This is a genomic window from Massilia sp. DJPM01, from assembly GCF_030348125.1.
Taxonomy (GTDB): Bacteria; Pseudomonadota; Gammaproteobacteria; order Burkholderiales; family Burkholderiaceae_D; genus Telluria_A; species Telluria_A frigida.
In genome coordinates, this window is sequence record NZ_JAQOZV010000041.1 from 46,948 (window position 1) to 69,968 (window position 23,021).

The window sequence follows — 23,021 nt, forward strand, 5'->3', positions numbered from 1 at the left end:
GGTTTCACACTGATGTGTATGCAGATATACGCGGCGCTGCCATCGCCGGATTCACTTTATGCCAAATAAATTTTTATCAATGCAGTGTTAAGCTGAACCCCATGAACAAAACAACCGAACCATTCCTGGCCGCCACTTTTATAAAAGAAATCGGGCGCGGTAAAAAAGGAGCGCGCAGCATGACGCGCGAACATGCGCATGCGCTGTATGAAGCGATGCTCGACGGCAGGGTGTCCGACCTGGAGCTGGGCGGCATTTTGCTGGCGATGCGCATCAAGGGCGAGTCGGTGGACGAGATCGCCGGTTTCCTCGATGCGGGCCAAGCCTCGTTTGCGCCGCTGGTGGCGCCGGCGGGAGCGTACGCGCCGGTACTTATTCCCAGCTACAACGGCGCGCGCAAGATGGCCAACCTGACGCCGCTGCTGGCGCTGCTGCTGGCGCGCGAAGGCGTGCCGGTGCTGGTGCATGGCGTGAGCAGCGATCCGGGGCGGGTGACGACGGCCGAGATTTTCGCCGCGATGGGGATCGGGCCGGCGGGGTCACATGCCGATGTGCAGGCCGCATTTGCCGCCGGCAAGCCCGCCTTCATGCCGATCGAGACGCTGGCGCCGAAGATGGCGCACTTGCTGTCGCTGCGCCGCATTTTGGGTGTGCGCAACTCGACCCATACCCTGGTCAAGATTTTGCAACCGTTCGCGGGGCCGGCGCTGCGGCTGGTGTCGTACACGCATCCGGAGTACCTGGACATGCTCGGCGAATACTTCACGACCATCGCGCGCGAAGGGCGGGGCGACGCCTTCCTGATGCGCGGCACCGAAGGCGAAACGGTGGCCAATGCCAACCGGGCGCAGCAGATCGACTGGTTCCACGGCGTCGAGCGCACCGTGCTGGTGCAGCGTGATGCACCAACAGATGACGTGGCGGAGGGACCTGCCGAGCGTGACGCCGCCACCACGGCGGCCTGGATTACCCGCGCGCTGGAGGGCGGCGTGGCCGTGCCGGCCTCGATTACCGAACAAGTGGCACAGTGCTTGCTAGTTTCAAAGTCAATACAGGCAAACACGGGTGCGCATGATGGAGAGCAAAGGTAAGGTTTATCTGGTCGGGGCCGGTCCGGGCGATCCGGAGCTGCTGACCTTGAAAGCGGTGAAGGCGATTGCGGCGGCCGATGTGCTGCTGGTGGACGACCTGGTCAACCTGGCGATCCTGGAGCACGCCTCGCCGTCGGCGCGTATTGTGCCGGTGGGTAAGCGCGGCGGTTGCCGGTCGACTTCGCAAGAATTCATTGAACGCTTGATGGTGGCCGAGGCGCGGGCCGGGCGCACCGTGGTGCGGCTCAAGGGAGGCGATCCTTTCATTTTCGGGCGTGGCGGCGAAGAGCGCGCGCACTTGATGGCCGAAGGCATCGCGGTCGAGGTCATCAACGGCATCAGCAGCGGGTTGGCGGCAGCGTCGTCGATTGGGGTGCCGCTGACGCACCGCGACTGGAGTTCGGGTGCCATCTTCGTGACCGGGCATGAGCGCGGCGACGAGCCCGGCAGCGCCCGCACGCCGGACTGGGCATTGTTGGCGCAGACCGGGCTGACCCTGGTGATCTACATGGGCGTGGCGCGCTGCCGGCAGATCCAGGCGGAGCTGCTGGCGGGCGGCAAGGCGGGCAGCACGCCGGTGGCCGTGATCCATTCGGCGACCGGGGCGGGGCAGACGCAGCTGCTGACGACCCTGGCCGACCTGGCCGACGATCTTGCGGTTTCCGGGCTGGGCAGTCCCAGCATCATCGTGATTGGCGACGTGGTGCGCTGCGCCGACAGCGCGGTCGAGCATATCCAGGCACTCGCACGACCAGCCTGAATTTCCTACCCTGTGCAGAGTATCACTGAGCCCGACCACCTTCAAACACCTACAACCGGGGTCTGACCTCTGATTAGCAATTATTTGTGTTGCTAATCAGAGGTCAGACCCCGGTGGTAGGGATTTCTACCGCTGGTTCGGACACGTTCGGGCACTTGGCGGCCCCGGCGCGGTTTACAATCACTGTTTTAGTGATTAGCGGAAACCGGCATACGCCATGGCAAAACAATTTGATGTAGCAGTGATCGGCGCGGGCGCGGCCGGGATGATGTGCGCGGCTGTCGCCGCCCAGCGCGGCAAACGCGTGGTGTTGATCGATCATGCGGAGAAGCTTGCAGAAAAGATCAGGATTTCGGGCGGAGGACGTTGTAACTTCACTAATATCAATGCCGCGCCGCAGAATTTTTTGTCGGATAATCCCCATTTCTGCAAGAGCGCATTATCGCGTTATACCCCTCAGGATTTTCTGACCCTCGTGAAGAAACACCGCATCGGCTATCACGAGAAGCATCGCGGCCAGCTGTTTTGTAATGAGTCGGCCGAACAGATCATCCAGATGCTCAAAGCCGAGTGCGCCAGCGGCGATGTGACTTGGCGCATGCCGTCCAAGGTCGAGTCGCTCGAAAAAACCGCCGAGGGTTTCTTCATCCTCACCGACAGCGGCGAGATCCTGGCCGACAGCGTCGTCATCGCCACCGGCGGCTTGTCGATCCCTAAGATCGGCGCGACCGATTTCGGCTACCGCATCGCAGCCCAGTTCGACCTGAAGATGGTCGAGCCACGCCCAGGCCTGGTACCGCTGACCTTTGATGGCCCCGGCTGGGAAGCCTTCGCGCCACTGGCCGGCATCGCCCTCGAAGTCGAGGTGGAAACCGGCAGCAACAAGGGCAAGGGCAGCAAGCGCGGCCATTTCCGCGAGGATTTGCTGTTCACCCACCGCGGCCTGTCGGGCCCGGCCATCCTGCAAATTTCCAGCTACTGGCAGCCGGGCACGCCGATCATCGTCAACCTGTTGCCGGAGATGGATGTGGCGCAGGAGTTGATCGAGGGCAAGAGCACGCTCAAGAAGCAACTCGGCAACGTGGTGTCGCAATGGCTGCCGGTGCGCCTGGCCGAGGTGGTGATCGCCATCGCCGGCCTGACCCCCGATGCGCGCCTGGCCGACCTGCCGGACGCGAAACTGCGCAAGCTGGGCGACGCCATCAACCGCTGGGCCATCGTGCCGACCGGCTCGGAAGGCTACCGCAAGGCCGAGGTGACCCTGGGCGGCATCGATACGCGCGAGCTGTCGCAGCAATCGATGATGGCCAACAAGGTACCGGGCCTGTATTTCATCGGCGAGGCGGTCGACGTGACTGGCTGGCTGGGCGGCTATAACTTCCAGTGGGCATGGGCCTCGGGCGTGGCGGCCGGGCAGGCGGTGTAAACGGCGGCGCCGTGGCTGTTGCGAAACAGCAAAAACGGACGAGGAAAAGCGAAATACTTCCAAAGCTGTGTGATCGGTGCTATTATCTCGTTCTTCCCTAAATCTAACGGTTTGATTTTTACATGACCACTATTCGCCTTAAAGAAAACGAGCCGTTCGAAGTCGCAATGCGTCGCTTCAAACGCACCATCGAAAAAACGGGTCTGCTGACCGAACTGCGCGCACGCGAGTTCTACGAAAAGCCAACGGCTGAGCGCAAGCGCAAGCTGGCAGCTGCCGTGAAGCGCCACTACAAGCGTATCCGCAGCCAGCAACTGCCTAAGAAATTATTCTAAGACTGTCTAGTCGAAACTGATCCGGTGACGGCGTACAGCCTGTCCGGGTCTTTGTTTTTACTGTAGTCGCAGACCCGCTCCGGTTTACCGCAGCGGGTTTTGCTATTTGGTTTTTGCCGCTTGTTACCTGTTTATATTACTTATCGATACGAGGATTGCCATGGGCTTGAAAGAACAAATTACCGACGACATGAAAGCGGCGATGCGCGCGAAAGAAGCGGCCAAGCTGGGTACGATCCGCCTGATCCTGGCCGAAATCAAGCGCCGCGAAGTCGATGAGCGCATCGAACTCGACGATGAGCAAACCCTGGCGATCATCGAAAAAATGATCAAGCAGCGCAAGGATTCGATCACCCAGTTCGAGGCGGGCAACCGCGCCGACCTGGCCGATATCGAAAAAGCCGAACTGGCCATCCTGGTCGCCTACATGCCGGCCGGCCTGTCGGAAGAAGAAATCGCCGCCGAAGTGGCCGCCGCCGTGAGCGCCTCGGGTGCCGCCGGTCCGCAAGACATGGGCAAGGTCATGGGCTTGCTCAAGGCGAAATTGCCAAAAGGCACCGACATGAGCGCCGTTTCGGGCTTGATCAAAAAGGCGCTCGCGCCCGCCTGATCGTCCTACGCAACGTTGTCGCGGAAGCCGCCGGGGCCGCGTCTTGTCGCAGATCAAATCTGCGGCGGGCGCGGCGGTATAGTCTGACCTGACACAAAGACTGTTCATCGCACGTGATTCCACAATCCTTCCTGACCGATTTACTCAACCGTATCGACATCGTCGATGTGGTCGGCCGCTACGTCCAGCTGAAGAAGGGCGGAGCCAATTTTATGGGCTTGTGCCCGTTTCACAGCGAAAAATCCCCCAGTTTCACGGTCAGCCCGACCAAGCAGTTCTACCATTGCTTCGGTTGCAGCGCGCATGGCAACGCGGTCGGCTTCCTGATCGAGTATTCCGGCATGGGTTTCATCGATGCAGTCAAGGACCTGGCCCAGGGCGTCGGCATGGTCGTGCCCGATGCGGACGACAAGATTCCGCCGCTGCAGCGCGCCGCCAACCAGGCCCAGGCGTTGGCCCTGACCGAAGCCATGACCCAGGCCTGCGATTACTACCGTGGCCAGTTGCGCGGCGCCACGAATGCCATCGCCTACCTGAAAAACCGCGGCCTGACCGGCGAAGTGGCGGCCCGCTTCGGCATGGGCTACGCCCCGTCCGGCTGGGATAACCTGCGCACCATATTCCCCGATTACGAGGTGCTGGCGCTGGTCGAGTCCGGCCTGGTGATCGACAAGGTCGACGAAGACGGCGGCAACAAGAAACGCTATGACCGCTTCCGCGAGCGCATCATGTTCCCGATCCGCAATACCAAAGGCCAGGTGATCGGCTTCGGCGGACGCGTACTGGACCAGGGCGAGCCGAAATACCTGAATTCCCCGGAAACCCCGCTATTCCAGAAGGGCCTGGAGCTGTACGGCCTGTTCGAGGCGCGCCAGGCCATCCGCGACGCCGGCTATGTGCTGGTCACCGAAGGCTATATGGATGTGGTCGCGCTGGCCCAGCTCGGCTTTCCGCAAGCGGTGGCCACGCTCGGCACCGCCTGCACCAGTACCCACGTGCAAAAGTTGCTGCGCCAGACCGATAGCGTGATTTTCAGTTTCGACGGCGACAAGGCCGGCCGCCGCGCCGCCCGCCGCGCGCTCGAAGCCTGCCTGCCGCAGGTGAGCGACAACAAGATCATCAAGTTCCTGTTTTTGCCGGCCGAGCATGATCCGGACAGTTTCGTGCGCGAGTTCGGCGCCGATGTGTTCGAGCAAGAGATTCATGAAGCGATGCCCTTGTCGCAATTTTTGCTGCGCGAAGTGTCGGGCGAGCACGATCTTTCCACGTCGGAAGGGCGCGCCCACGTCCAGTTCGACGCCAAGCCGCTGCTGCAATCGATGTCGCCCAGTTCGCTGCGCCTGCAGATCGTGCGCGGCCTGGCCAGCATGACCGAGTCCACGCCGGCCGAAATCGAGGCGCTGTTCGAGCTGTCCAAGCCGGTCTCGGTGGCGCGCCGGGCGCCGCCGCGCCAGGGCCGGCCCGAGCCGGTCGGGCTGGAATTGCAGATCTTGCGCCATCTGGTGGCCCATCCGCCGCTCAGCCTGGAGCTGGACGAGGCGGCCCTGGCCGCGTTCAACCATTTCGGCCCGGACGCGGCCGAGCGCTTGCTGTACCTGGTCGCCTGCGGCCAGGCGCTGGGGGCGAACGGCAGCTTTGCCGCCTTGTCCCAGCACTTGAAGGATACCAGCAACGAATACGATGGCTTGATCGCCGAGATTGCGTCCGAACCGGAATCGGATTTCGATAGCGTGAAATTGTGGCTCGTCGGGGCTGTGAGGCAGATCAAACTTGCGGCACTAAAACAGGAGTTGACCCAGTTGTTTTCCGCCGGGCTGACCTCAGATCAGGTGGGTGTGCGCTACCGCGAAATCATGGCGGAGCAAAAGCGGCTGGAGGATGACGGCGCACCTGCATAGACCCCTCGCACAGGGTGAAATCGGGGTCCGTTACAGGGGGCGTTTGGCACTGGAAAAAGACGGACTGCGTGCTATAATAAAACGATAAGTGTTGTGTTCGCAGAAATTTTTTCGTTGTCCGTAAGTTGTATTTCTTTCAGTGAGTTAGGCTCTTGATCGGCGCAAAGATGGTGGGCGTCGGCGGCCAGGGCCAGCTTGGTTGCGACGGCGCGCTGCGCGGTCGATGGCAAACATCGGTTTGCTTTTCAACCACACGCGGCTCGCGCCTCCAACCGCCGTTGTTTGCAGTAGACTACTGCCGAAATCGCGCGGGTCGTGCCCGTAAGGTGATGTAAAGGTGTTATGAGTGCAGCAATGCCGGAGCGGTCTGCGGGCCGGTTCGGGACGTAGGGCCCAAAAGGCCGGCAACAAACTTTATCTTAATCCACCATAAAGCTAGTCGTTGTGACATCGAAAGCGCCTGTGCCAATCAAGAAACCTGAAACCCAAGCGGCTGATAAGCCAACGAGAATGTCCGCCAAGGCGGATAAAGCGCAAGACAAGGCCGAAACGCGCAGCACCAGTACGAGCGCGAGCGCCACGCCTGTCGTCAGCCAGACCACCGATGCCGCCGCGCTGGCCGCGATCGACACGTCCGGTTACGTGCTGCCCTCAGTCAAGGTACCGGGCCGGCGCGGGCGCAAGCCAAAAGAATTCCAGCCCGAGAACGATGAAGTGGCCGCCCTCAATGCGGTCGAGCGGGCCGAGCTGAAAGCGGTCGACAAGGCCAAGGCCAAGGACCGCAAGGCCAAGGAAAAAGCCCTGCTGAAAGATGCGTTTTCGTCGGATACGGAAGCGACCGAGGAAGAGCTCGAACGCCGCCGCCAGAAACTGAAAACCCTGATCAAGTTCGGCAAGGAGCGCGGTTTCCTGACCTACGCCGAAATCAACGATCACTTGCCCGAAAATATCGTCGATCCCGAAGCGATCGAAGGCATCATCGGCACCTTCAACGACATGGGGATCGCGGTCTACGAACACGCGCCCGATGCCGAGACCCTGCTGCTGTCCGACAATGTCGCTACCGTCACCAGCGATGACGAAGCCGAGGCTGCGGCCGAAGCGGCGCTGTCGACGGTCGACTCCGACTTCGGCCGCACCACCGATCCCGTGCGCATGTATATGCGCGAAATGGGTTCGGTCGAGCTGCTCACGCGCGAAGGCGAGATCGAGATTGCCAAGCGCATCGAAGATGGCCTCAAGGACATGATCCAGGCCATTTCCGCCTGCCCGGTGACGATCGCCGAAATCATTTCCGCCGCGATCCGCATCCAGAACGACGAAATCAAGATCGACGAAATCGTCGACGGCATGGTCGACCCGGACGAGCCGCTTGAGCCTGTCGTGGCGCCGGTCGCCACCGACGAAGATGAAGACGAGGAAGAGGCCGACGAGGAAGAAGAGGAAGAGGAAGAAGAGAACAATGCTTCCGGCGCAGCGGGCTTCTCGGCCGAACAGCTCGAAGCGCTGAAAAACCAGGCGCTGGAAAAGTTCGACATCATCTCCGTGCAGTTCGACAAGATGCGCAAGGCCTTCGAGAAAGATGGCTACAACTCGAAAGCCTACGTCAAGGCGCAGGAATCGATTTCCAACGAGCTGCTCGGCATCCGCTTCACCGCCAAGGTGGTCGAGAAGCTGTGCGACACCCTGCGCGGGCAAGTCGATGAAGTGCGCCATATCGAGAAGCAAATCCTCGACGTGGCGGTGAACAAGTGCGGCATGCCGCGCGCCCACTTCATCAAAGTTTTCCCGGGCAATGAAACGAATCTGGAATGGGTCGATGGCGAAGTCAACGCCGGCCATGCTTACTCCGCCATCCTCGGCCGCAATATTCCGACGATCAAGGAACTGCAGCAGCGTCTGATCGACCTGCAAGCGCGCGTGGTACTGCCGCTGCCGGACTTGCGCAACATCAACCGCCAGATGGCGGCCGGTGAAATGAAGGCGCGCAAGGCCAAGCGCGAAATGACCGAGGCCAACTTGCGCCTGGTAATTTCGATCGCCAAGAAGTACACCAACCGCGGCCTGCAATTCCTCGACCTGATCCAGGAAGGCAATATCGGCTTGATGAAGGCCGTGGACAAGTTCGAGTACCGCCGCGGCTACAAGTTCTCGACCTATGCGACCTGGTGGATTCGCCAAGCCATCACGCGTTCGATCGCCGACCAGGCGCGCACGATCCGCATTCCGGTGCACATGATCGAAACGATCAACAAGATGAACCGCATCTCGCGCCAGATCTTGCAGGAAACCGGCGCGGAACCCGATCCGGCGACCCTGGCGATCAAGATGGAAATGCCGGAAGATAAGATTCGCAAGATCATGAAGATCGCGAAAGAGCCGATCTCGATGGAAACGCCGATTGGCGACGATGACGATTCCCACCTGGGCGACTTCATCGAAGACAATAACACCCTGGCGCCGTCGGACGCGGCGCTGCACGCTTCGATGCGTGGCGTGGTCAAGGATGTGCTCGATTCGCTGACGCCGCGCGAAGCGAAAGTGCTGCGCATGCGTTTCGGCATCGAGATGTCGACCGACCACACGCTGGAAGAAGTGGGCAAGCAATTCGACGTCACGCGCGAGCGGATCCGCCAGATCGAAGCGAAGGCGCTGCGCAAGCTGCGTCACCCATCGCGCTCCGACAAGCTCAAGAGCTTCCTGGAAGGTAATTAAGCCTTGACGGGCTGATGTGAAAAGCCATATCCTCTCGCCACTTTGTGACGGGAGGCTATCTTGGTGGTGGCCGTGCCAGCATTCCTGTCGCACCGATTTCGGGCCTCTAGCTCATGCTTGGTTAGAGCAGCGGACTCATAATCCGTTGGTGCCGTGTTCGACTCACGGGAGGCCCACCAATATTCAGTATAGAAAAAAGGGAGACATGAAACTGTCTCCCTTTTTTCATTCTGGAACCTCCGCGGACCGGCTTGGTGCGCGATCGTGCCAGCGCCTTCGTTACGACGGGCATATGCATTCTATAAAGCACACCACGACCTTTTCCTGCATTAAACTTCAGTTCGCATGAGCGCAATTCTGCGCTCGTCGCTGGCGTCGCTGCGGCAGGAAACTGACGGGCGCCCGGCGTTTCTGAACAGGAGCATCGATTGAACAAGGCATTCATTTCGCTGGTTGCGGCATGCGCATTCGCACTGCCACTGCAAACCAGGGCGCAGGACCCGGTGCAAGCCACGGCTGATCACGCCCAACTGCTGTCAAGCCCGGATCCGAAACTGGCCGCCAACAAGCGCCTTGTCTACGATTTCTGGCGCGAGGTATTTGAAGGCGGTCATCTCGAATTGGCAGACAAATACCTTGCCGATTCCTACATCCAGCACAATCCCACCGTGCCCGGCGGCCGCGAGGGATTCGTCACTTTCTTTTCCAAGTTTTCCAAGGCAAAACCAATTGCAGCGGCCATTAAGACGCCACTGGTGACGATCATGGCCGAGGGCGACCTGGTCATGCTTGGTTTCGTCAGGGAATATCCGGACCCTGCCGCCGCTGGTCAAAAATATACCACCACCTGGTTCGACATGTTCCGCATCAGGGACGGGAAAATTGTCGAGCATTGGGATCCGGCAAGAAAATAAGCACTCCCGAGGTTGGCGACATCTCTCGAACAGGCCATTCTGCGCAGTGACCCGGAAACCAGACTGAAAAAAAATGCTATCCGAAGAGGATCTCGCCCAGTATCGCCTTGCTGATGGAGAGACCCGACGCGAAGGACGGTTCCCGCGCGGGCCGTCCCGCAGTGACGCCCTAACTGCCCGCCAGGATCAGCGAACTGTATTTTTCCAGCAGCACCGCAATCCCGTACAGGGATGCGCCCAGCGCGCCGGCGCCGATCAGCACATTGGTCTTGAAGCCCAGATAGGCGATCCATTCGAGCAGCAGCAGGACAAAAAAGCACAATAGAATGCTGGCGATGACTTTCAGGTCCAGGAACAGGTAGCCCAGGCTCGCCAATATCGCCAGCACGATAAACAAGGCCAGATACCGGTTGCGCTGCGCCCGGCTGGGCCACGGCGATGCGCCGACCAATAGCGCGAGCGCCAGGCCGATGGTGCAGTAATACTCCAGGCCCGCTTCGAAATACTGGATGGATTCCCAATGGATGCCATTGACGCGCACGACACAATAGGCCGCCAGCACGCTCAGGTGGCCGACAACAACACCCTTCAGCATCCTCTCATCCAATTTCAGATACAGCGTGCCGGGCGTGTAGACCATGTAAAAGGACAGCACGCCCGACAAGCACACTGCGGCGAAAAATCCGAAAATGCCGGACTGATGCATCAATGCCAGCGCGCCAAAATAGACCATTCCCAGCGCACAGGCGGTACTGACCGGCGCGCGGCGAAAGGGAGGAAACAATTTTTTCAGCGTGTCCGGCACCACCTTGCAGGTATCGACAATCCAGCCAACCAGCAGCACGTTCGCAAAGCCGCAAAACAGCGCCACATACAAGGCTTGCGATGGCCATATCGCCTCCGGCCACAGCGTTCCAGCGCCTGTCAGGGACAGAAAAACCAGCTGATACACAATGGTCGGCACCTTGATCACATAGGTCCACAGGGCCTTGACCAGCTTCAGAATCGTTTCGTAAAACACCACCAGGAAGCAGATCACCGCAACGACCTTGATGAGATTTACCCAGGACATATACCGCGACCAGACCGATGGCTGGCTCGCTTGCGCTGTGACGGCGCCTGCCGCCGTTTCCCGGAAATCGCCCGGGCTGACATATTTGCCGGCGACTTCCTTTGCCATCCGTTCGCTCAGATAGCCATCGTTCTGCATCTGCCTAATCAGTTCGGTCTTGATATCGCCAGCCGTGCGCGCAGGCGCGGCGCTTGCATGCACCTGACGAGGTACTGCGGTGCGATCCTGGGCAAAAACACCTGCGCTCATGATCAGCATCCATCCCACAAAGACAAGTCGCCACGCAAAAAGCATATTATTTCGCCTGAATATATTAATAGGATGATAACGCATCGAATGCCGATTGCGGCGGCAGCGAATCGCCATTCACCGCCGGCCGCGCGCCGAATTACCGGCCTGGACCGGGCGTCATGCCGAAAAACAGCGCTCTCAGCAGTTGAGAAGCCTCAAACGGAGGCCAGTATCGACCGATACACTCGACCCTTGAAGCAGCCAGTTTGCACTCTGTGCACGGCGGCATCGACCTTTCGCTGCCACCTTTTTGCGCAGCAATTTCAAGGAGAAACTCATGAAAACAATACTCTCAACCATCGCCGCAGCGTTCGCCCTGGCGTTTGCCAGCGGCACCGTCTCAGCCCAGCCGACCGTGTCCACCTCGCAAGTAGGAACAGGCAACAGCCTGTACGTGGAGCAGCAGGCGCCCGACTACGAATTTTATGAATTGAGGGCCACAATCAAGCAGACAGGCAATAACAATGTCGCGGGCGACCCGGTATCCAAAACGCCCGGCATTCTTCAGCTGCGCTCCTACGATGCCTATGCCGACATTGTCCAGACCGGAAACAAAAACGCGGCAAGCATAGCGCAGGACAATATCTCCCGCAGCGGCACCGTCATCAAGCAACTCGGCAGCGAAAACAAGGCGCTCGTGAAGCAAAAGAATTCCGGCGAAGTGGGTAATACGATCGAACAAGTCGGCAACCGCAATGCGGTCAATGTCGATCAGCTCGGGTTATTCCCGTTCAGTATCCGGGCTTACCAGACCGGCAATGACAACGACATCACGGCCAAGCAGGTCAATTCGGGTTTTGGCGGTCCGCTGGTCGTACAGACCGGCAATCTGAACAAGGTCACGATCGACCAGAATGACGCCGCGTATTCGGGTGTCGAGGTGCAGCAGGTGGGTAACGCCAACAACGCCAGCGTCAGGCAGCACAATTCCTACTTCACGCGCGAACAGACCATTATCCAGAAAGGAAATAACAATCTCGCCAGCAGCGATGAGCAAGGCAGCGACAATGCCAGCCGGATTGTCCAGACCGGCAATTTGAATAAAGCCACCGTCGTACAGCGCCTCGACTACAGCCGCTCGCTGCTTAGCCAGACCGGTAACAACAATATCGCGTCGGTCACGCAAAACGGCGGCAATAACTACGAGACGCCCAACCTCGCCACGATCGCCCAGACAGGCAACGGCTTTTCCGCCGCCATCGCGCAATCGGGCAGCGGCAACCAGGCCGGCATCGTGCAGCACTAGCAATATCCCGGGAGCCCGCGTTGGCAGGTTCCCGGGCGCGTCTGCGGTGCTTACCCGCCCCGGTTCAGATTATCCTTCACCTGCAACAGCAGACCGAGCAGCATCTCTTGCTGCTCCCCGTTCATCCCCCGTACCGCCTGCGCGTTCAGCTTGCCCGCTTCGGCCTGCGCCGCCTGCTGGATGGCCCTGCCGGCATCGGTCAGCGACAGGCGCGTGTTGCGGCGGTCGGCCGCGTCGGCTTCCCCGTGCAGCAAGCCGCGCTCGCGCAGCCCCGTGATCAGGCGCGCCACCTGTGCCTTGTCGCGTCCGCTGTGACGCGCCAGCTCGCTCTGGGTCGCGCCCGGATGATGGCCGAAAAACGCCAGCACCTTCGCTTCCATATGCGTCAGCTCATGCTGGCCGTCGCGCAATGCCTGGAATTGCTGCGAACGGTACTGGTGCATGATCGAATGAATCAGCTCCAGGACGGCATCCTGCCGGGCCGCGCCAGGCCGGGCCGCGCCAGAATGGTTGACATTGTCATTTGATTCGTGGATGATAGGTGACATTGTCAACCAATTGAAAGATAAAGACATGAGTATAGACTCTCCCGTCAGCCGTGTGCAGCGTGTGCGCCACGAGCTCAAGATTCGCCAGGTCGAGGTGCTGAGCGTGCGCGCCATTGGCAGCCATTTCCGCAGCATTACTTTCGGTGGCGCGGCGCTGCACGACTTCCACAGCGCCTCCTTCGACGATCACGTCAAGTTCATCCTTGGCGACGGTCCCGACGCCGCCAGGCGCGACTACACCCCGCGCAGCTTCGATCCGGCCACTGGCGAGCTGGTCATCGAATTCGCCCTGCATGGCGACGGCCCCTGCGCGGCATGGGCAGCCCAGGCCGCGCCGGGCCAGCAAGTGATCATTGGCGGCCCCAAGGGCTCGCTGATCATTCCGGTCGATTACGCCTGGCATTTGCTGGTCGGCGACGAAACCGGCTTGCCGGCCATTGCACGCCGCCTGGAGGAACTGCCCGCCGGCACCCGCGCCACCGTCATCGTCAAGGTCGATGATGCGGCCGACCGCCGCGTGTTTGCCGGCCAGGCCGAGGTGGACCTGCGCTGGGTCGCCAGCGATGCCGAGCTGCTTGCCGCCGTGCAAGCGTGGACCCTGCCGGCCGGCGAGGGCTACGCCTGGTGCGCGGGCGAAGCTGCCACCATGGCCGCGGTGCGCCAGGAACTGGTGGGCGTCAAGGGCTTGGACAAGACCGCCATCCGCGCCGCTGCCTACTGGAAGCGTGGCGGCAGCGGGTTTCACGAAAACCTGGAGTAAGCATCTGCGGCTGGCGCGCCCTCGTCAGGCGGCGCGCGCGTCGCCCTGCACGGGGGCATCGAACCAGATGCCGTAGCGGTCGCCTTGCCACGACAGCAAGGAAAACAGATACGCCGTGGACAGCATGATCAAGCCGCCAGCCAGCGCCGCTTCGCTCACGAAGCCCAGCAAGCAAAACAGGAATCCGCTCACGTGCGAGACGGCTTCGATGCGTTTGGCGACGCGCCGGGTCGGATGCATATGCAGAAAGCCGAAGCCAAACCAGCAGCGCAGCCACAGCGGCAGCGTGTGCCAGTTGAGTGCATGTTTATCGATCACGAAAGTCTCCTCGTTCAGGGTTGATATCTCCACCTCAAGCACCGCAGCAAGACATTTGAGCGACTCCACACTGGCCTTATGGCCACTTTCAATGCGCTGGATGGTCCTGGCGCTCAAGCCCGACATCTGGGCTAACTGTTCTTGAGAAAGATGGCGGCTGAGACGCAGTTGTTTAAGAACCATCATGGTTCCCGAAGCAGGTGAAGCGCCAGTATCGACCGATTCCAGCCGTGTCGGTGACGAAAATCACCCGACACCAGCCCGACAGTGGCCTTTTCGCGGCGATTTCAGCGCCCCTGCGCGCGGTAGCGCTAACACCGCAGTGGGGCGATGTCACCCCTGCCAAGCGCGTCAATTACATGGCACAATCGCGCCCTTGGTGCCCAAGGCACCCCATCCGCGTGAATCTTTCCCATGTCAGAACAACAAATCGTCATTGCCGGCGGCGGCGTCTCCGGCCTGTATTGCGCCATCCGCCTGGCCGAAGCCGGGCACCAGGTCCTGATCCTGGAAGCCTCGTCCGACCGCTGGGGCGGGCGCATCGAAACGGAAGACATGGATGGCTTCATCGCCGAATACGGCCCGATGCGCTTCGAGCCGACCCTGCAACCGCGCTTCGCCCAGCTGTGCGCCGAACTCGGGGTGGGCCTGGTCGATTTTTCCGGTCCCTCGGCCGATGAAATCAGCGCGCCCGACAGCCAGCTGCCGCCCGAAGAACAGGGCCTCAATTCGCTGCAACTGCTCAAGCGCGGCATCATGCTGGTGATGGGCCGCGATCCGGACGACCAGGCCTGGATCGATAGCCTGACCGAAGCCGACTACAACCGCCTGCGCCGCCACGCGCAACTGCACGGCCATCCGCTGTGGGCCACCGGTTTCTGGAACGTGATGTCCGGCCACGGCATCCTGAGCCACCGCGCGCTGGTCAAGCTGCGCGACACCGGCACCTTCTATCACATGATTCCGGAAAACCTGAACGCGATCGAATGGATCATCTGGTGGCTGCGCGCGCTGAAAACCGTGGGCCAGAAGCTGGCCAGCATTGCCGGCGGCTCGGCCAAGCTGACCGACGGCCTGATGGCCAAGATCCACAGCCTGCCCAACATCACCCTGGCCGGCGGCCACACCCTGCTGGGTTTCCGCCCCACCGGACTGGGCCAGGCGACCATGGAACTGGACGTGCGCACCAAGAACGACACCATCAAGCTGCAGGCGGCACGCCTGATCCTGGCGCTGCCGCGCATGCCGCTGGTCAAGCTGGCGCCGCACCTGCCCGAGCACATCGCGACCCATCTGGATGCCGTCAACGGCTTTCCGATGCTGAAGATTTTCTTCGTGAGCAACGCCCCCTGGTGGGATTACGAGCAGCCGCCGCAGCAATACGCCAATTGCCTGCCAACCCGCGAAGTGCATTACTTCCGCCGTCCGCAGGGCAGGGACCATGATGGCCACGGCATGGTGCTGCTGTACATGGACCGCCCGTCGACCGAATTCTGGCGCCATTACCTGAGCGAGCCGGACAAGCACGACCGCGCCGAAGTCGACCAGGATGCGCGCATCGTCGACGCCTTCGCCCTGTTCGTCGCGCGCGACGTCAAGCGCCTGCTGGAGACGAACGAATCGCACCTCAAGCTCAACGACCACTCGAAGGCGGTGTTCCGCGACCAGACCCTGGACCAGGCCACGGCCTACATCAAGAATTCGATCATCACCTACGGCATCCGCGACTGGGCGCGGGCGCCGTACGGTGCCGCCAACCATGGCTGGCAGCCGGGCGTGCGCTCATGGAAAGTGATGGATGCCTTCAAGGCTTTCGACTTCGGCAGCGGCGCGAAGAACGTGCACATCGTCGGCGAAGCGTATTCCGATTACCAGGGCTTTGTCGAAGGGGCCTTGAACAGTTCCGAGCTGGCGCTGGAAGCGATCTTGCAGGGGCGTTGAGGCTATATTTAACTGCCGTTGCCGCATGTGATGCAAGGATTCATGAACAGAAACATCACGATCACCACCGGTGCTGCCAGGATCAGAAGAATGTTTGTAGCTGTCTCCTTCGCGCTGAACGTGCTCGACTTTGGCGTTGGGCGTGCATCGCCGATCATATCGACTGCCACGATATAGTTCTGATTCAAAGCCGATGCGTCCAGGTCTTTAGCCAGCGCCGCCGATTCAAAACGGGTGCCGCCGATTGTCGCAGCAATTTCAAAACGACCGTCCGGCAGCAGGCTGAATCCAAGTCGCCGCGCTTCTTCTCCTTGCTCGGGGCTGAGCGCATTGCGGGTCTGGATGCGGTAGCTGCCTGACATGGTATCGTCGGGATCGACCGTGAATTTGCCGAAGGAACCTGCTAGTTCTTTTTTGAATGTCGCGCCCATGATTTTTTCCAGTCCGGCCTTGTCGTCGAACAGGTAGTGGTAGCGCTCACCGAGCACGATCAATTTACCCGTGGTCGGCGAAAGCAGAATGTTCATGATTTTTTCGTCGTAGCTGAATCGTATCCTGGACTGCGGCGGCGCCTCTGCCTTGGCGCCGCTCGTCATCATTAATGGCCAGGCGGCGCCTGCCAGCAGCAGCATTCTGCGTGTTTTGCTTGGTTCATGGCGCATCGGGCAAACCAGTCAGGAAAATGAAGATGGTGGATGGTACGGTACTGTCGGCGGGTGTACTTTGCGCTTCTTTTGGTATCGGGATGTGATGCCGGCCGTATAGGCGGAATACACCTGTGCTGTTCCGGTAGGCTGCGCGTTTCGTTGCCGGTCCAGGACCGGAACAATATCGACGTCAGATTTCCACAGCGGAGCGCAATTCAGTGCCATCGAAAATCAACAGAGTCAGTTTTAAGCAGTGCGTGATGCCGGCCGCCTGCATCGTCCTCGCGCTGAGCGGCTGCTCCACGCCAAAGATCCATCCAATCTACGATCAGATAGACAAAGAAAAGACGGGCTTGCCGGCCAACGTTTCCACCGAGTCGCTGTCGCTCAGCGGCGGTTTTCTACGCGCGCCCTGGATCGTTGAGCTGCTCAGCGACCGGAATTTGAAAATGCTGGAAGTAACGCCGGTGCGCTCGACGTACGACCCGCAATTGGCGGCTCTGGCGTGGGACGAGCACGAATGGACCATGCCGGTTGCCCTGTTCAAGTTCGTGCAGTTCCGGTTATCGGTCAACGGTAATGTGACATGCATCCCAGATGAAAAGTTGCCTTCAGGCTTGCGCAGGGCAATAGAGCGTCCTCCGATCGCCCCGGGTACTTGTCTTTCCATGGTGATCTCGCCGGTCAGCACAGCGCGACATGCGATTCGTCTGCGCAAACGTGAAGGGGACATGGCATATGACCGGTGGGAGCTTGTCGATACAGCAAACAACAGGACAGAAGCATTCATGAGTACCAGTGAGCCGCCATTGCAACAACGGCCTGGCAGGGATTTGTGGCAGTTCGACAATCGGATGCCCCATACTAATCTGCTTGGCCTGGTTGATCGCAGCGACGCGACGCAAGCACCGTCGGAGCGGTTTTACATGAAACGTGTCGTTGCCGCATCCGCCCACCCGGATCCGCAAATCTCCGGCAAGACCGGGCCTGAAGTGCCGGTGTTGATGCGTCGGGTGCTTTACCCGAAACCCAAGACCGGTTTTTTCGATAGCAAAGATTGGCCGAAAGCCGTCACCGAAGCGCGTACAACCGGGGTGGGGTTATTATCAGCGCGACTTGCTTGAACAAGCCAGCGGCGTACGCTGGAACTTGAATCTTAACCTCCCGCCATCCGATGTGCACATCTCCAGCATCGATAGTCCACGGTTTAATGTGGAGGCGGGCGACCGGGGCTTTTATGTTTCCCCAGATACCTATGACCCACAGAAACGGCAGTGGCTGAGCCACTATGATGCAAAAGGACAGCTGCTGTGGCAGATATTTGCTCCACGTATCGCCTATCAATCTGAGCACCGTACCTGCTCCGGGCACTTCAAGCTTGCGCGCGCTACCCATGAAGAGATTGTTTTTCAGCGGAACTGCTACGCGTCCGATGACGTCGAAGGGAATCAGCAGGTAGAAGAACGGTTCATCAAAAAGAAAGACATTGCCGCACAGCTCGGGCGTCCGAACCTGAACTGACCGCGTGCGGCATTGACGGGATGAGCAACGCAAGCTTGCCATCCCGCCTACGTGCGCTTCCGAACGGACGGGCCCGCCTGACGCGGGCACACTGGCTTCATTCGATTGCAATGCCCCGGCTCCGGCCGGTGCACTTTCCGTTTAAGGCGCGGCCCAGATGCCGCGCCGTCTTTTTGCGTCGTGCCTCGCAATGGCCGCCGTCCGCGCACGATCACGCTTCATCTCAAGGAATACCACCATGTCATTCAATCACGTCGTCGTCTGGCTCGACCAGGCCGAAGCTCACGTTATCCATTTCACGCGCGATGCCGCCGAATCGGAAGTCATCAAGACCGCCTCCGTCCATGCGCGCCATAAAAAAGCCGGCGTCGATGCCAGCATCGAATCGGAACAGGATCCCGAGTACCTCAACGAGATCGCCGCCGCCATCGCGGCCGCCCAGGAAATCCTGATCGTCGGCCCTGGCCAGGAAAAGCTGGTCTTCATCAAGCACCTGGAAAAGCAGCACCCTGCCGTGGCTGACAAAGTGGTCAGCGTCGAAACCGTCGACCACCCGAACGATGGCCAGCTGCTCGCCTACGCGCGCAAGTATTTTGTCAAAGAAGGCATCATGCATTAATGGATGCGTAACAAACCGGGAGCGCCGTTAGCGGGCGCTCCCGGTTTTTTTTTGCCCGGATCGAACGCGGCCCGTCACGCCACCATCAGCCCGGCCCGGGTCGGTCCAGCCGCGCCGCGCGCGGCGCACCCGTGGGCACATAGCGCAGCAGGTAAATCGTCACGCCGGCGCCGATACAGAGCAGCATCAGGGTCAGGCCGGTGCGCTGCAGGCGCAGCATCGAATACGCCAGCGAGGCCCACATCAGCACGAGAATGGTGATCTTGGCGCGGCGCGGAATGCCGCGCCCCTGCTCAAAATCGCTGAGATATTTTCCGAAGACTTTGTTCCCCAGCAGCCAGGCGTGCATGCGGGTCGAGCCGCGCGCAAAACAGGCCGAGGCGAGTAGCAGGAAGGGCGTGGTCGGTAACAATGGCAGGAAAATGCCGAGGATGCCCAGCAGCACGGCAAGGCAACCGATCGTGTTCAGCAGCAGTTTCATGTGAGGTCCTTGGCGGCCGTGGAGGAGGGCGCCGCGCATCCTACCATGGCGGCCGGAGCCGCCGCCTCAGGCCATCAGGAATACGGGCGGGTTGCCGTCATGCGTTCCCAGATGCGCTCGAGCAGGGCTTGCACGACGTAGACGGCGCGGTTGAGCATGCCTTTGTACGCCAGCGCAAACGGCGACGCTATTGGCGCCCGTGCCCGTGGGACTGGCGCGCGTGGCGCGCTGGGCGCGGCAGCGACCTTGGCCGCCGCTTTTTGCGCCGAGCGCGACGGTTCTTTTTCGACGCTGCAGTTGCAGCCGAGCAGCTGCATGGTGGCCACCAGGCGCTGCGCCGTTACGTGGTCGAGCCGGCTGCGCAGGACCGCGTTCGGCGTGGCCAGCATCGTGACCGCCTGTTCGGGCGTGCATTTCAGCAGCGGCGCCAGCTTGCCCAGCATGGCCGTCGTGTTCACGTTTTTCTGGATGCTGGTGAGTACCACGCGAAAGCGCGCGGGACGGTACACCAGGCCGGCCTGGGTGTCGATCACCGTCAGCGACAGCGCGCCGGCGCGGCGCAGCAAAAAGGAGAGCACTTCGATGTTCTTGTACGACAGGCTGATCACGCCGATGTCGCCCGTCAGGCAATCGATCAGGGGTGTGTCGGCCCACGGGCAGGCGGCCGCGCTGGCCTTGCTGTAGGCGCCGCTCGACGCGCACGGATACCTGGCCGTGATGGCGTCGTAAAACTGCAGCAGCCTGGCCGACGGCGGCAAATCCATCGACGTATGCGCGAGCGTGTTGGCAAACCCCCGGACAGAAAGATTGTCGGAAGGGACTGGCGGTACCACCACTTTCAAGATGTAGCTCATCCGAAAATTTTGATGCTTATGGGAAATGCGTAGTGTATGTCATTTGGGGGCGTGCGCGGAAGAAGCGCGCAGCGGCGTGGCGCGATTGAGACAAATAAGCCAAAAACGTCGGCTTGGAATGGTGCGCTTGGCAAGCTTCTCCGGCAAGGGCGGCGGGCGCCCTTGCTGTTCAGATAAAAGCGGCGTCCTTACACGACCGCGTTCGGCGTCGGCGAGGCTGCGCCGCGTTCCAGCGCGGCCGCCACCCCGGCGCCGTAGGCCGCATCGGCCTTGCCGCAGTTGGCGATATGGCGCTCCTACAGCGCGCGCGAGGCGCCGCCGAGCGAGCGCGCCGTATTGTCCATCAGCACCTGCTGCTGGGCCGGCGTCATCAGGCGGAACAGGGCGCCGGGTTGGCTGTAGTAATCGTCGTCGGCGCGCTGGTCCCAGTGCGCGGCGGCGCCCTCGATGGCCAGCGGCGGCTCGGAAAAATCGGGCTGCTGCTGCCACGCGCCCTTGGAATTGGGCTCGTAGCCGATAGTTGCGCCGTGGTTGCCGTCGACGCGCATGGCGCCGTCGCGGTGGTAGCTGTGCACCGGGCAGCGCGGCGCGTTGACGGGAATCTGGTGATGGTTCACGCCAAGCCGGTAGCGCTGCGCGTCGCCGTAGGAAAACAGGCGAGACTGCAGCATCTTGTCCGGCGAAAAACTCACGCCCGGCACCACGTTGGCCGGCGAAAATGCCGCCTGCTCGACGTCGGCAAAGTAGTTTTCGGCATTGCGGTTCAGTTCCAGCACGCCCACATCGATCAAAGGGTAATCCTGGTGCGGCCAGACCTTGGTCAGGTCGAACGGATTGAGGTGGTAAGTCGCGGCATCGCGTTCCGGCATGATCTGCACCTGGATGCGCCAGCGCGGGAACTCGCCGTTCTCGATGCTGTCGAACAGGTCACGCTGGTGGGTTTCGCGGTCGCGTCCCACCAGGTCGGTTGCTTCGGCATCGCTCAGGTTTTTGATGCCCTGCTGGCAAATAAAGTGGAACTTGACCCAGAAGCGTTCGTTCGCGGCGTTGATGAAACTGTAGGTGTGTGAGCCGAAGCCGTGCATGTGGCGGTACGAGGCGGGAATGCCGCGTTCGCTCATCACAATGGTGACCTGGTGCAGCGCTTCGGGCAGCAGGGTCCTGAAGTCCCAGTTGTTTTCGGCACTGCGCAGATTGGTTTTCGGGTCGCGCTTGACCGCGTGGTTCAGGTCGGGGAACTTGAGCGGGTCGCGCAGGAAAAACACGGGGGTATTGTTGCCGACAATATCCCAGTTGCCTTGTTCGGTGTAGAGCTTGACGGCAAAACCGCGGATGTCGCGTTCGGCGTCGGCCGCGCCGCGCTCGCCGGCCACGGTCGAAAAGCGCATGAACAGCGGCGTCGTCTTGCCCACCTCGGCAAACAGGGTGGCCTTGGTATAGCGCGTGATGTCGTTGGTGACGGTAAACGTGCCGAAGGCGCCCGAGCCCTTGGCGTGCATGCGCCGTTCCGGGATCACTTCGCGGTCGAAGTGGGCCAGTTTTTCCAGGTGCCACACGTCCTGCAGCAGCAGCGGGCCGCGCGGACCGGCGCTTTGCGTGTTCTGGTTGTCGGGCACAGGCGCGCCGGCGGCCGTGGTGAGTTTGTTCATGTCATGCTCTTTCATAGGAAGGGCCGGGGCGGCGGCGCCGTCAACGGGCGCCGTCCGATTGTTTTTATGGGTGAAACCTGGTGTGCATGACGGGCATGGCGGTTCAGTGACGCCCACGGAGGTGTGCGGACGAACCCGGCTTGGTTGCGCCGCTCGTGGCGGGCCGCGCGATCGCCGGGGTACGCCAGCCAATCGCGGCCAATCAAGGCCGATCGCGGCCAATCGAGGCCGGCGCCGCCAGGGCTGCCAGGGCCGCCAGCGCCGCCAATCGTCGCCTGCGTCGCCAATCGCCGCCAGCGTCGCCAGCGCGCCGCCCGAGTGGGCCGGCTCGGGGCGGCCACCGTCTCGCCCGGCGTATCTTACGGTGCCGGGCGATCTTCATCGACGGGCGGCCGTGCGTCGCAGGCGCCGGTCAGGACTTGATAAACGCCAGCAAGTCCGCGTTCACCTTGTCCTTGTGGGTATCGGCCAGGCCGTGGGGAGCGCCCGGGTACACCAGCAGCGTGGCATGTTTTATCAGCCTGGCGGCCGCCTTGCCGGCTGCTTCGATCGGCACGACCTGGTCGTCGTCGCCATGGATGATCAGGGTCGGGATGCTGAATTTTTTCAGGTCCCCGGTGAAGTCGGTTTCCGAGAATGCCTTGATCGAATCGTAGGTGTTCTTGTGTCCGCCCATCATGCCCTGCATCCACCACGCCTGCACCAGGCCTTCGGATCTGGTCGCGCCGGGGCGGTTGAAGCCGTAAAACGGTCCGCCGGCGATATCGCGGTACAGCTCGGCGCGGTTGGCCAGGGCGCAGGCGCGGATGCCGTCGAACACGCTGATCGGCAGTCCTCCCGGATTGGCGTCGGTCTGGAGCATCAGCGGCGGCACCGCCGAGATCAGCCCGGCCTTGGCCACGCGCCGGGTGCCGTGGCGGCCGATGTAGCGCGCCACTTCGCCGCCACCGGTCGAAAAACCGAACAGCACCGCATCCTTGATGTCGAGCTTGTCGAGCAGCTGGGCCAGGTCGTCGGCGTAATGATCCATGTCGTTGCCGCTCCACGGCTGGCTCGAACGGCCGTGCCCGCGCCGGTCGTGGGCGATGCAGCGGTAGCCCTGGCTGGCCAGGAAGATCATCTGCGATTCCCAGCTGTCGGAATTGAGCGGCCAACCGTGACAGAACACGATGGGCTGGCCTTGGCCCCAGTCCTTGTAATAGATCTCGACGCCGTCGCTGGTCGTAAATGTGCTCATCGGTGAATCTCCGTGGGGTGGTTGAGAAGTGCAGGTTGCGGCCGCCGCCACGCCGGTGGGGCGTGCCAGGGACCCGGAGCAGGATAAA

At 61.2% G+C, this 23,021-nt stretch carries 22 protein-coding genes, 1 tRNA gene and 2 pseudogenes; 15 read left to right on the forward strand and 10 right to left on the reverse strand.

Going from position 1 to position 23,021, the window contains the following annotated elements:
- The first annotated feature begins 101 nt into the window (after window positions 1-101).
- Both ybiB and cobA read left to right on the forward strand, forming a co-directional pair.
- Window positions 102-1,091 carry a DNA-binding protein YbiB gene (ybiB, locus tag PO883_RS23225; RefSeq protein ID WP_289311853.1) on the forward strand — a complete coding sequence of 330 codons (990 nt, stop codon included), beginning with the start codon at window positions 102-104 and terminating at the stop codon, window positions 1,089-1,091.
- The gene (cobA, locus tag PO883_RS23230; protein WP_289311873.1) at window positions 1,075-1,851 is read left to right on the forward strand and encodes a uroporphyrinogen-III C-methyltransferase; all 777 of its coding nucleotides are present in this window, start codon (window positions 1,075-1,077) and stop codon (window positions 1,849-1,851) included. The genes ybiB and cobA overlap by 17 nt, the downstream gene beginning before the upstream one ends.
- A gap of 103 nt (window positions 1,852-1,954) precedes the next feature.
- On the opposite strand, the gene PO883_RS23235 is transcribed toward cobA, so the two are convergent.
- Entirely contained in the window at window positions 1,955-2,173 is a 219-nt protein-coding gene (locus tag PO883_RS23235) for a hypothetical protein (protein ID WP_289311874.1), read from the reverse strand.
- On the opposite strand from PO883_RS23235, the gene PO883_RS23240 reads away from it, so the two are divergent.
- The 7 genes from PO883_RS23240 (at window position 2,069) to PO883_RS23270 (ending at window position 9,749) form a co-directional block, all read left to right on the forward strand.
- Window positions 2,069-3,277 carry an NAD(P)/FAD-dependent oxidoreductase gene (locus PO883_RS23240; protein WP_289311854.1) on the forward strand — a complete coding sequence of 403 codons (1,209 nt, stop codon included), beginning with the start codon at window positions 2,069-2,071 and terminating at the stop codon, window positions 3,275-3,277. The genes PO883_RS23235 and PO883_RS23240 overlap by 105 nt on opposite strands.
- A 122-nt stretch (window positions 3,278-3,399) precedes the next feature.
- Window positions 3,400-3,612: a 30S ribosomal protein S21 gene (rpsU, locus tag PO883_RS23245; RefSeq protein ID WP_008451879.1), complete on the forward strand. Its 213-nt coding sequence runs from the start codon at window positions 3,400-3,402 to the stop codon at window positions 3,610-3,612.
- Window positions 3,613-3,772: 160 nt separating this feature from the next.
- Complete coding sequence (locus PO883_RS23250) at window positions 3,773-4,222, forward strand: GatB/YqeY domain-containing protein (protein WP_289311855.1); 450 nt, start codon at window positions 3,773-3,775, stop codon at window positions 4,220-4,222.
- Window positions 4,223-4,335: 113 nt separating this feature from the next.
- Complete coding sequence (gene dnaG, locus PO883_RS23255) at window positions 4,336-6,120, forward strand: DNA primase (RefSeq protein WP_289311856.1); 1,785 nt, start codon at window positions 4,336-4,338, stop codon at window positions 6,118-6,120.
- 510 nt (window positions 6,121-6,630) lie between these two features.
- Window positions 6,631-8,835: an RNA polymerase sigma factor RpoD gene (gene rpoD / locus PO883_RS23260; RefSeq protein WP_289311857.1), complete on the forward strand. Its 2,205-nt coding sequence runs from the start codon at window positions 6,631-6,633 to the stop codon at window positions 8,833-8,835.
- Between the two features lie 100 nt (window positions 8,836-8,935).
- A tRNA-Ile gene (locus PO883_RS23265) sits at window positions 8,936-9,014 on the forward strand.
- Between the two features lie 249 nt (window positions 9,015-9,263).
- A complete protein-coding gene (locus tag PO883_RS23270; RefSeq protein ID WP_289311858.1) occupies window positions 9,264-9,749 on the forward strand; it encodes an ester cyclase in 486 nt (161 codons plus the stop codon).
- Between the two features lie 169 nt (window positions 9,750-9,918).
- Here PO883_RS23270 and PO883_RS23275 read toward each other — a convergent pair whose 3' ends face one another.
- The gene (locus tag PO883_RS23275) at window positions 9,919-11,187 is read right to left on the reverse strand and encodes a hypothetical protein (protein WP_289311859.1); all 1,269 of its coding nucleotides are present in this window, start codon (window positions 11,185-11,187) and stop codon (window positions 9,919-9,921) included.
- 202 nt (window positions 11,188-11,389) lie between these two features.
- On the opposite strand from PO883_RS23275, the gene PO883_RS23280 reads away from it, so the two are divergent.
- Entirely contained in the window at window positions 11,390-12,358 is a 969-nt protein-coding gene (locus PO883_RS23280) for a hypothetical protein (protein ID WP_289311860.1), read from the forward strand.
- A 50-nt stretch (window positions 12,359-12,408) separates the two neighbouring features.
- On the opposite strand, the gene PO883_RS23285 is transcribed toward PO883_RS23280, so the two are convergent.
- Window positions 12,409-12,906: a MarR family winged helix-turn-helix transcriptional regulator gene (locus PO883_RS23285; RefSeq protein ID WP_289311861.1), complete on the reverse strand. Its 498-nt coding sequence runs from the start codon at window positions 12,904-12,906 to the stop codon at window positions 12,409-12,411.
- A 25-nt stretch (window positions 12,907-12,931) separates the two neighbouring features.
- On the opposite strand from PO883_RS23285, the gene PO883_RS23290 reads away from it, so the two are divergent.
- On the forward strand, window positions 12,932-13,666 hold the full coding sequence (locus tag PO883_RS23290) for a siderophore-interacting protein (protein ID WP_289311862.1): 735 nt from the start codon (window positions 12,932-12,934) through the stop codon (window positions 13,664-13,666).
- A gap of 24 nt (window positions 13,667-13,690) precedes the next feature.
- Here the strand turns inward: PO883_RS23290 and PO883_RS35185 are convergent, their stop codons facing one another.
- Window positions 13,691-13,984: a hypothetical protein gene (locus tag PO883_RS35185; RefSeq protein WP_289311875.1), complete on the reverse strand. Its 294-nt coding sequence runs from the start codon at window positions 13,982-13,984 to the stop codon at window positions 13,691-13,693.
- A 33-nt stretch (window positions 13,985-14,017) separates the two neighbouring features.
- Window positions 14,018-14,170 (reverse strand): annotated as a pseudogene (locus tag PO883_RS35190) (helix-turn-helix domain-containing protein); the annotation flags it as partial.
- 228 nt (window positions 14,171-14,398) lie between these two features.
- Between PO883_RS35190 and PO883_RS23305 the strand changes: the two are divergent.
- Window positions 14,399-15,925, forward strand: a complete 1,527-nt coding sequence (locus PO883_RS23305; RefSeq protein ID WP_289311863.1) for an FAD-dependent oxidoreductase — start codon at window positions 14,399-14,401, stop codon at window positions 15,923-15,925.
- Window positions 15,926-15,933: 8 nt separating this feature from the next.
- Here the strand turns inward: PO883_RS23305 and PO883_RS23310 are convergent, their stop codons facing one another.
- Window positions 15,934-16,557: a hypothetical protein gene (locus PO883_RS23310; protein WP_289311864.1), complete on the reverse strand. Its 624-nt coding sequence runs from the start codon at window positions 16,555-16,557 to the stop codon at window positions 15,934-15,936.
- Window positions 16,558-16,790: 233 nt separating this feature from the next.
- Between PO883_RS23310 and PO883_RS23315 the strand changes: the two genes are divergently transcribed.
- The 3 genes from PO883_RS23315 (at window position 16,791) to PO883_RS23325 (ending at window position 18,712) form a co-directional block, all read left to right on the forward strand.
- A complete protein-coding gene (locus PO883_RS23315) occupies window positions 16,791-17,696 on the forward strand; it encodes a hypothetical protein (protein WP_289311865.1) in 906 nt (301 codons plus the stop codon).
- Window positions 17,689-18,093: a hypothetical protein gene (locus PO883_RS23320; protein WP_289311866.1), complete on the forward strand. Its 405-nt coding sequence runs from the start codon at window positions 17,689-17,691 to the stop codon at window positions 18,091-18,093. The genes PO883_RS23315 and PO883_RS23320 overlap by 8 nt, the downstream gene beginning before the upstream one ends.
- A gap of 238 nt (window positions 18,094-18,331) precedes the next feature.
- The gene (locus PO883_RS23325; RefSeq protein ID WP_289311867.1) at window positions 18,332-18,712 is read left to right on the forward strand and encodes a translational machinery protein; all 381 of its coding nucleotides are present in this window, start codon (window positions 18,332-18,334) and stop codon (window positions 18,710-18,712) included.
- 85 nt (window positions 18,713-18,797) lie between these two features.
- On the opposite strand, the gene PO883_RS23330 is transcribed toward PO883_RS23325, so the two are convergent.
- The 4 genes and pseudogenes from PO883_RS23330 to PO883_RS23345 form a co-directional block, all read right to left on the reverse strand.
- A complete protein-coding gene (locus PO883_RS23330; protein WP_289311868.1) occupies window positions 18,798-19,193 on the reverse strand; it encodes a YbaN family protein in 396 nt (131 codons plus the stop codon).
- A 74-nt stretch (window positions 19,194-19,267) separates the two neighbouring features.
- On the reverse strand, window positions 19,268-20,047 hold the full coding sequence (locus PO883_RS23335; RefSeq protein ID WP_289311869.1) for a hypothetical protein: 780 nt from the start codon (window positions 20,045-20,047) through the stop codon (window positions 19,268-19,270).
- Between the two features lie 188 nt (window positions 20,048-20,235).
- Window positions 20,236-21,696: pseudogene (locus PO883_RS23340) on the reverse strand (catalase).
- Between the two features lie 412 nt (window positions 21,697-22,108).
- The gene (locus PO883_RS23345) at window positions 22,109-22,984 is read right to left on the reverse strand and encodes an alpha/beta fold hydrolase (RefSeq protein ID WP_373890097.1); all 876 of its coding nucleotides are present in this window, start codon (window positions 22,982-22,984) and stop codon (window positions 22,109-22,111) included.
- Window positions 22,985-23,021 lie beyond the last annotated feature (37 nt).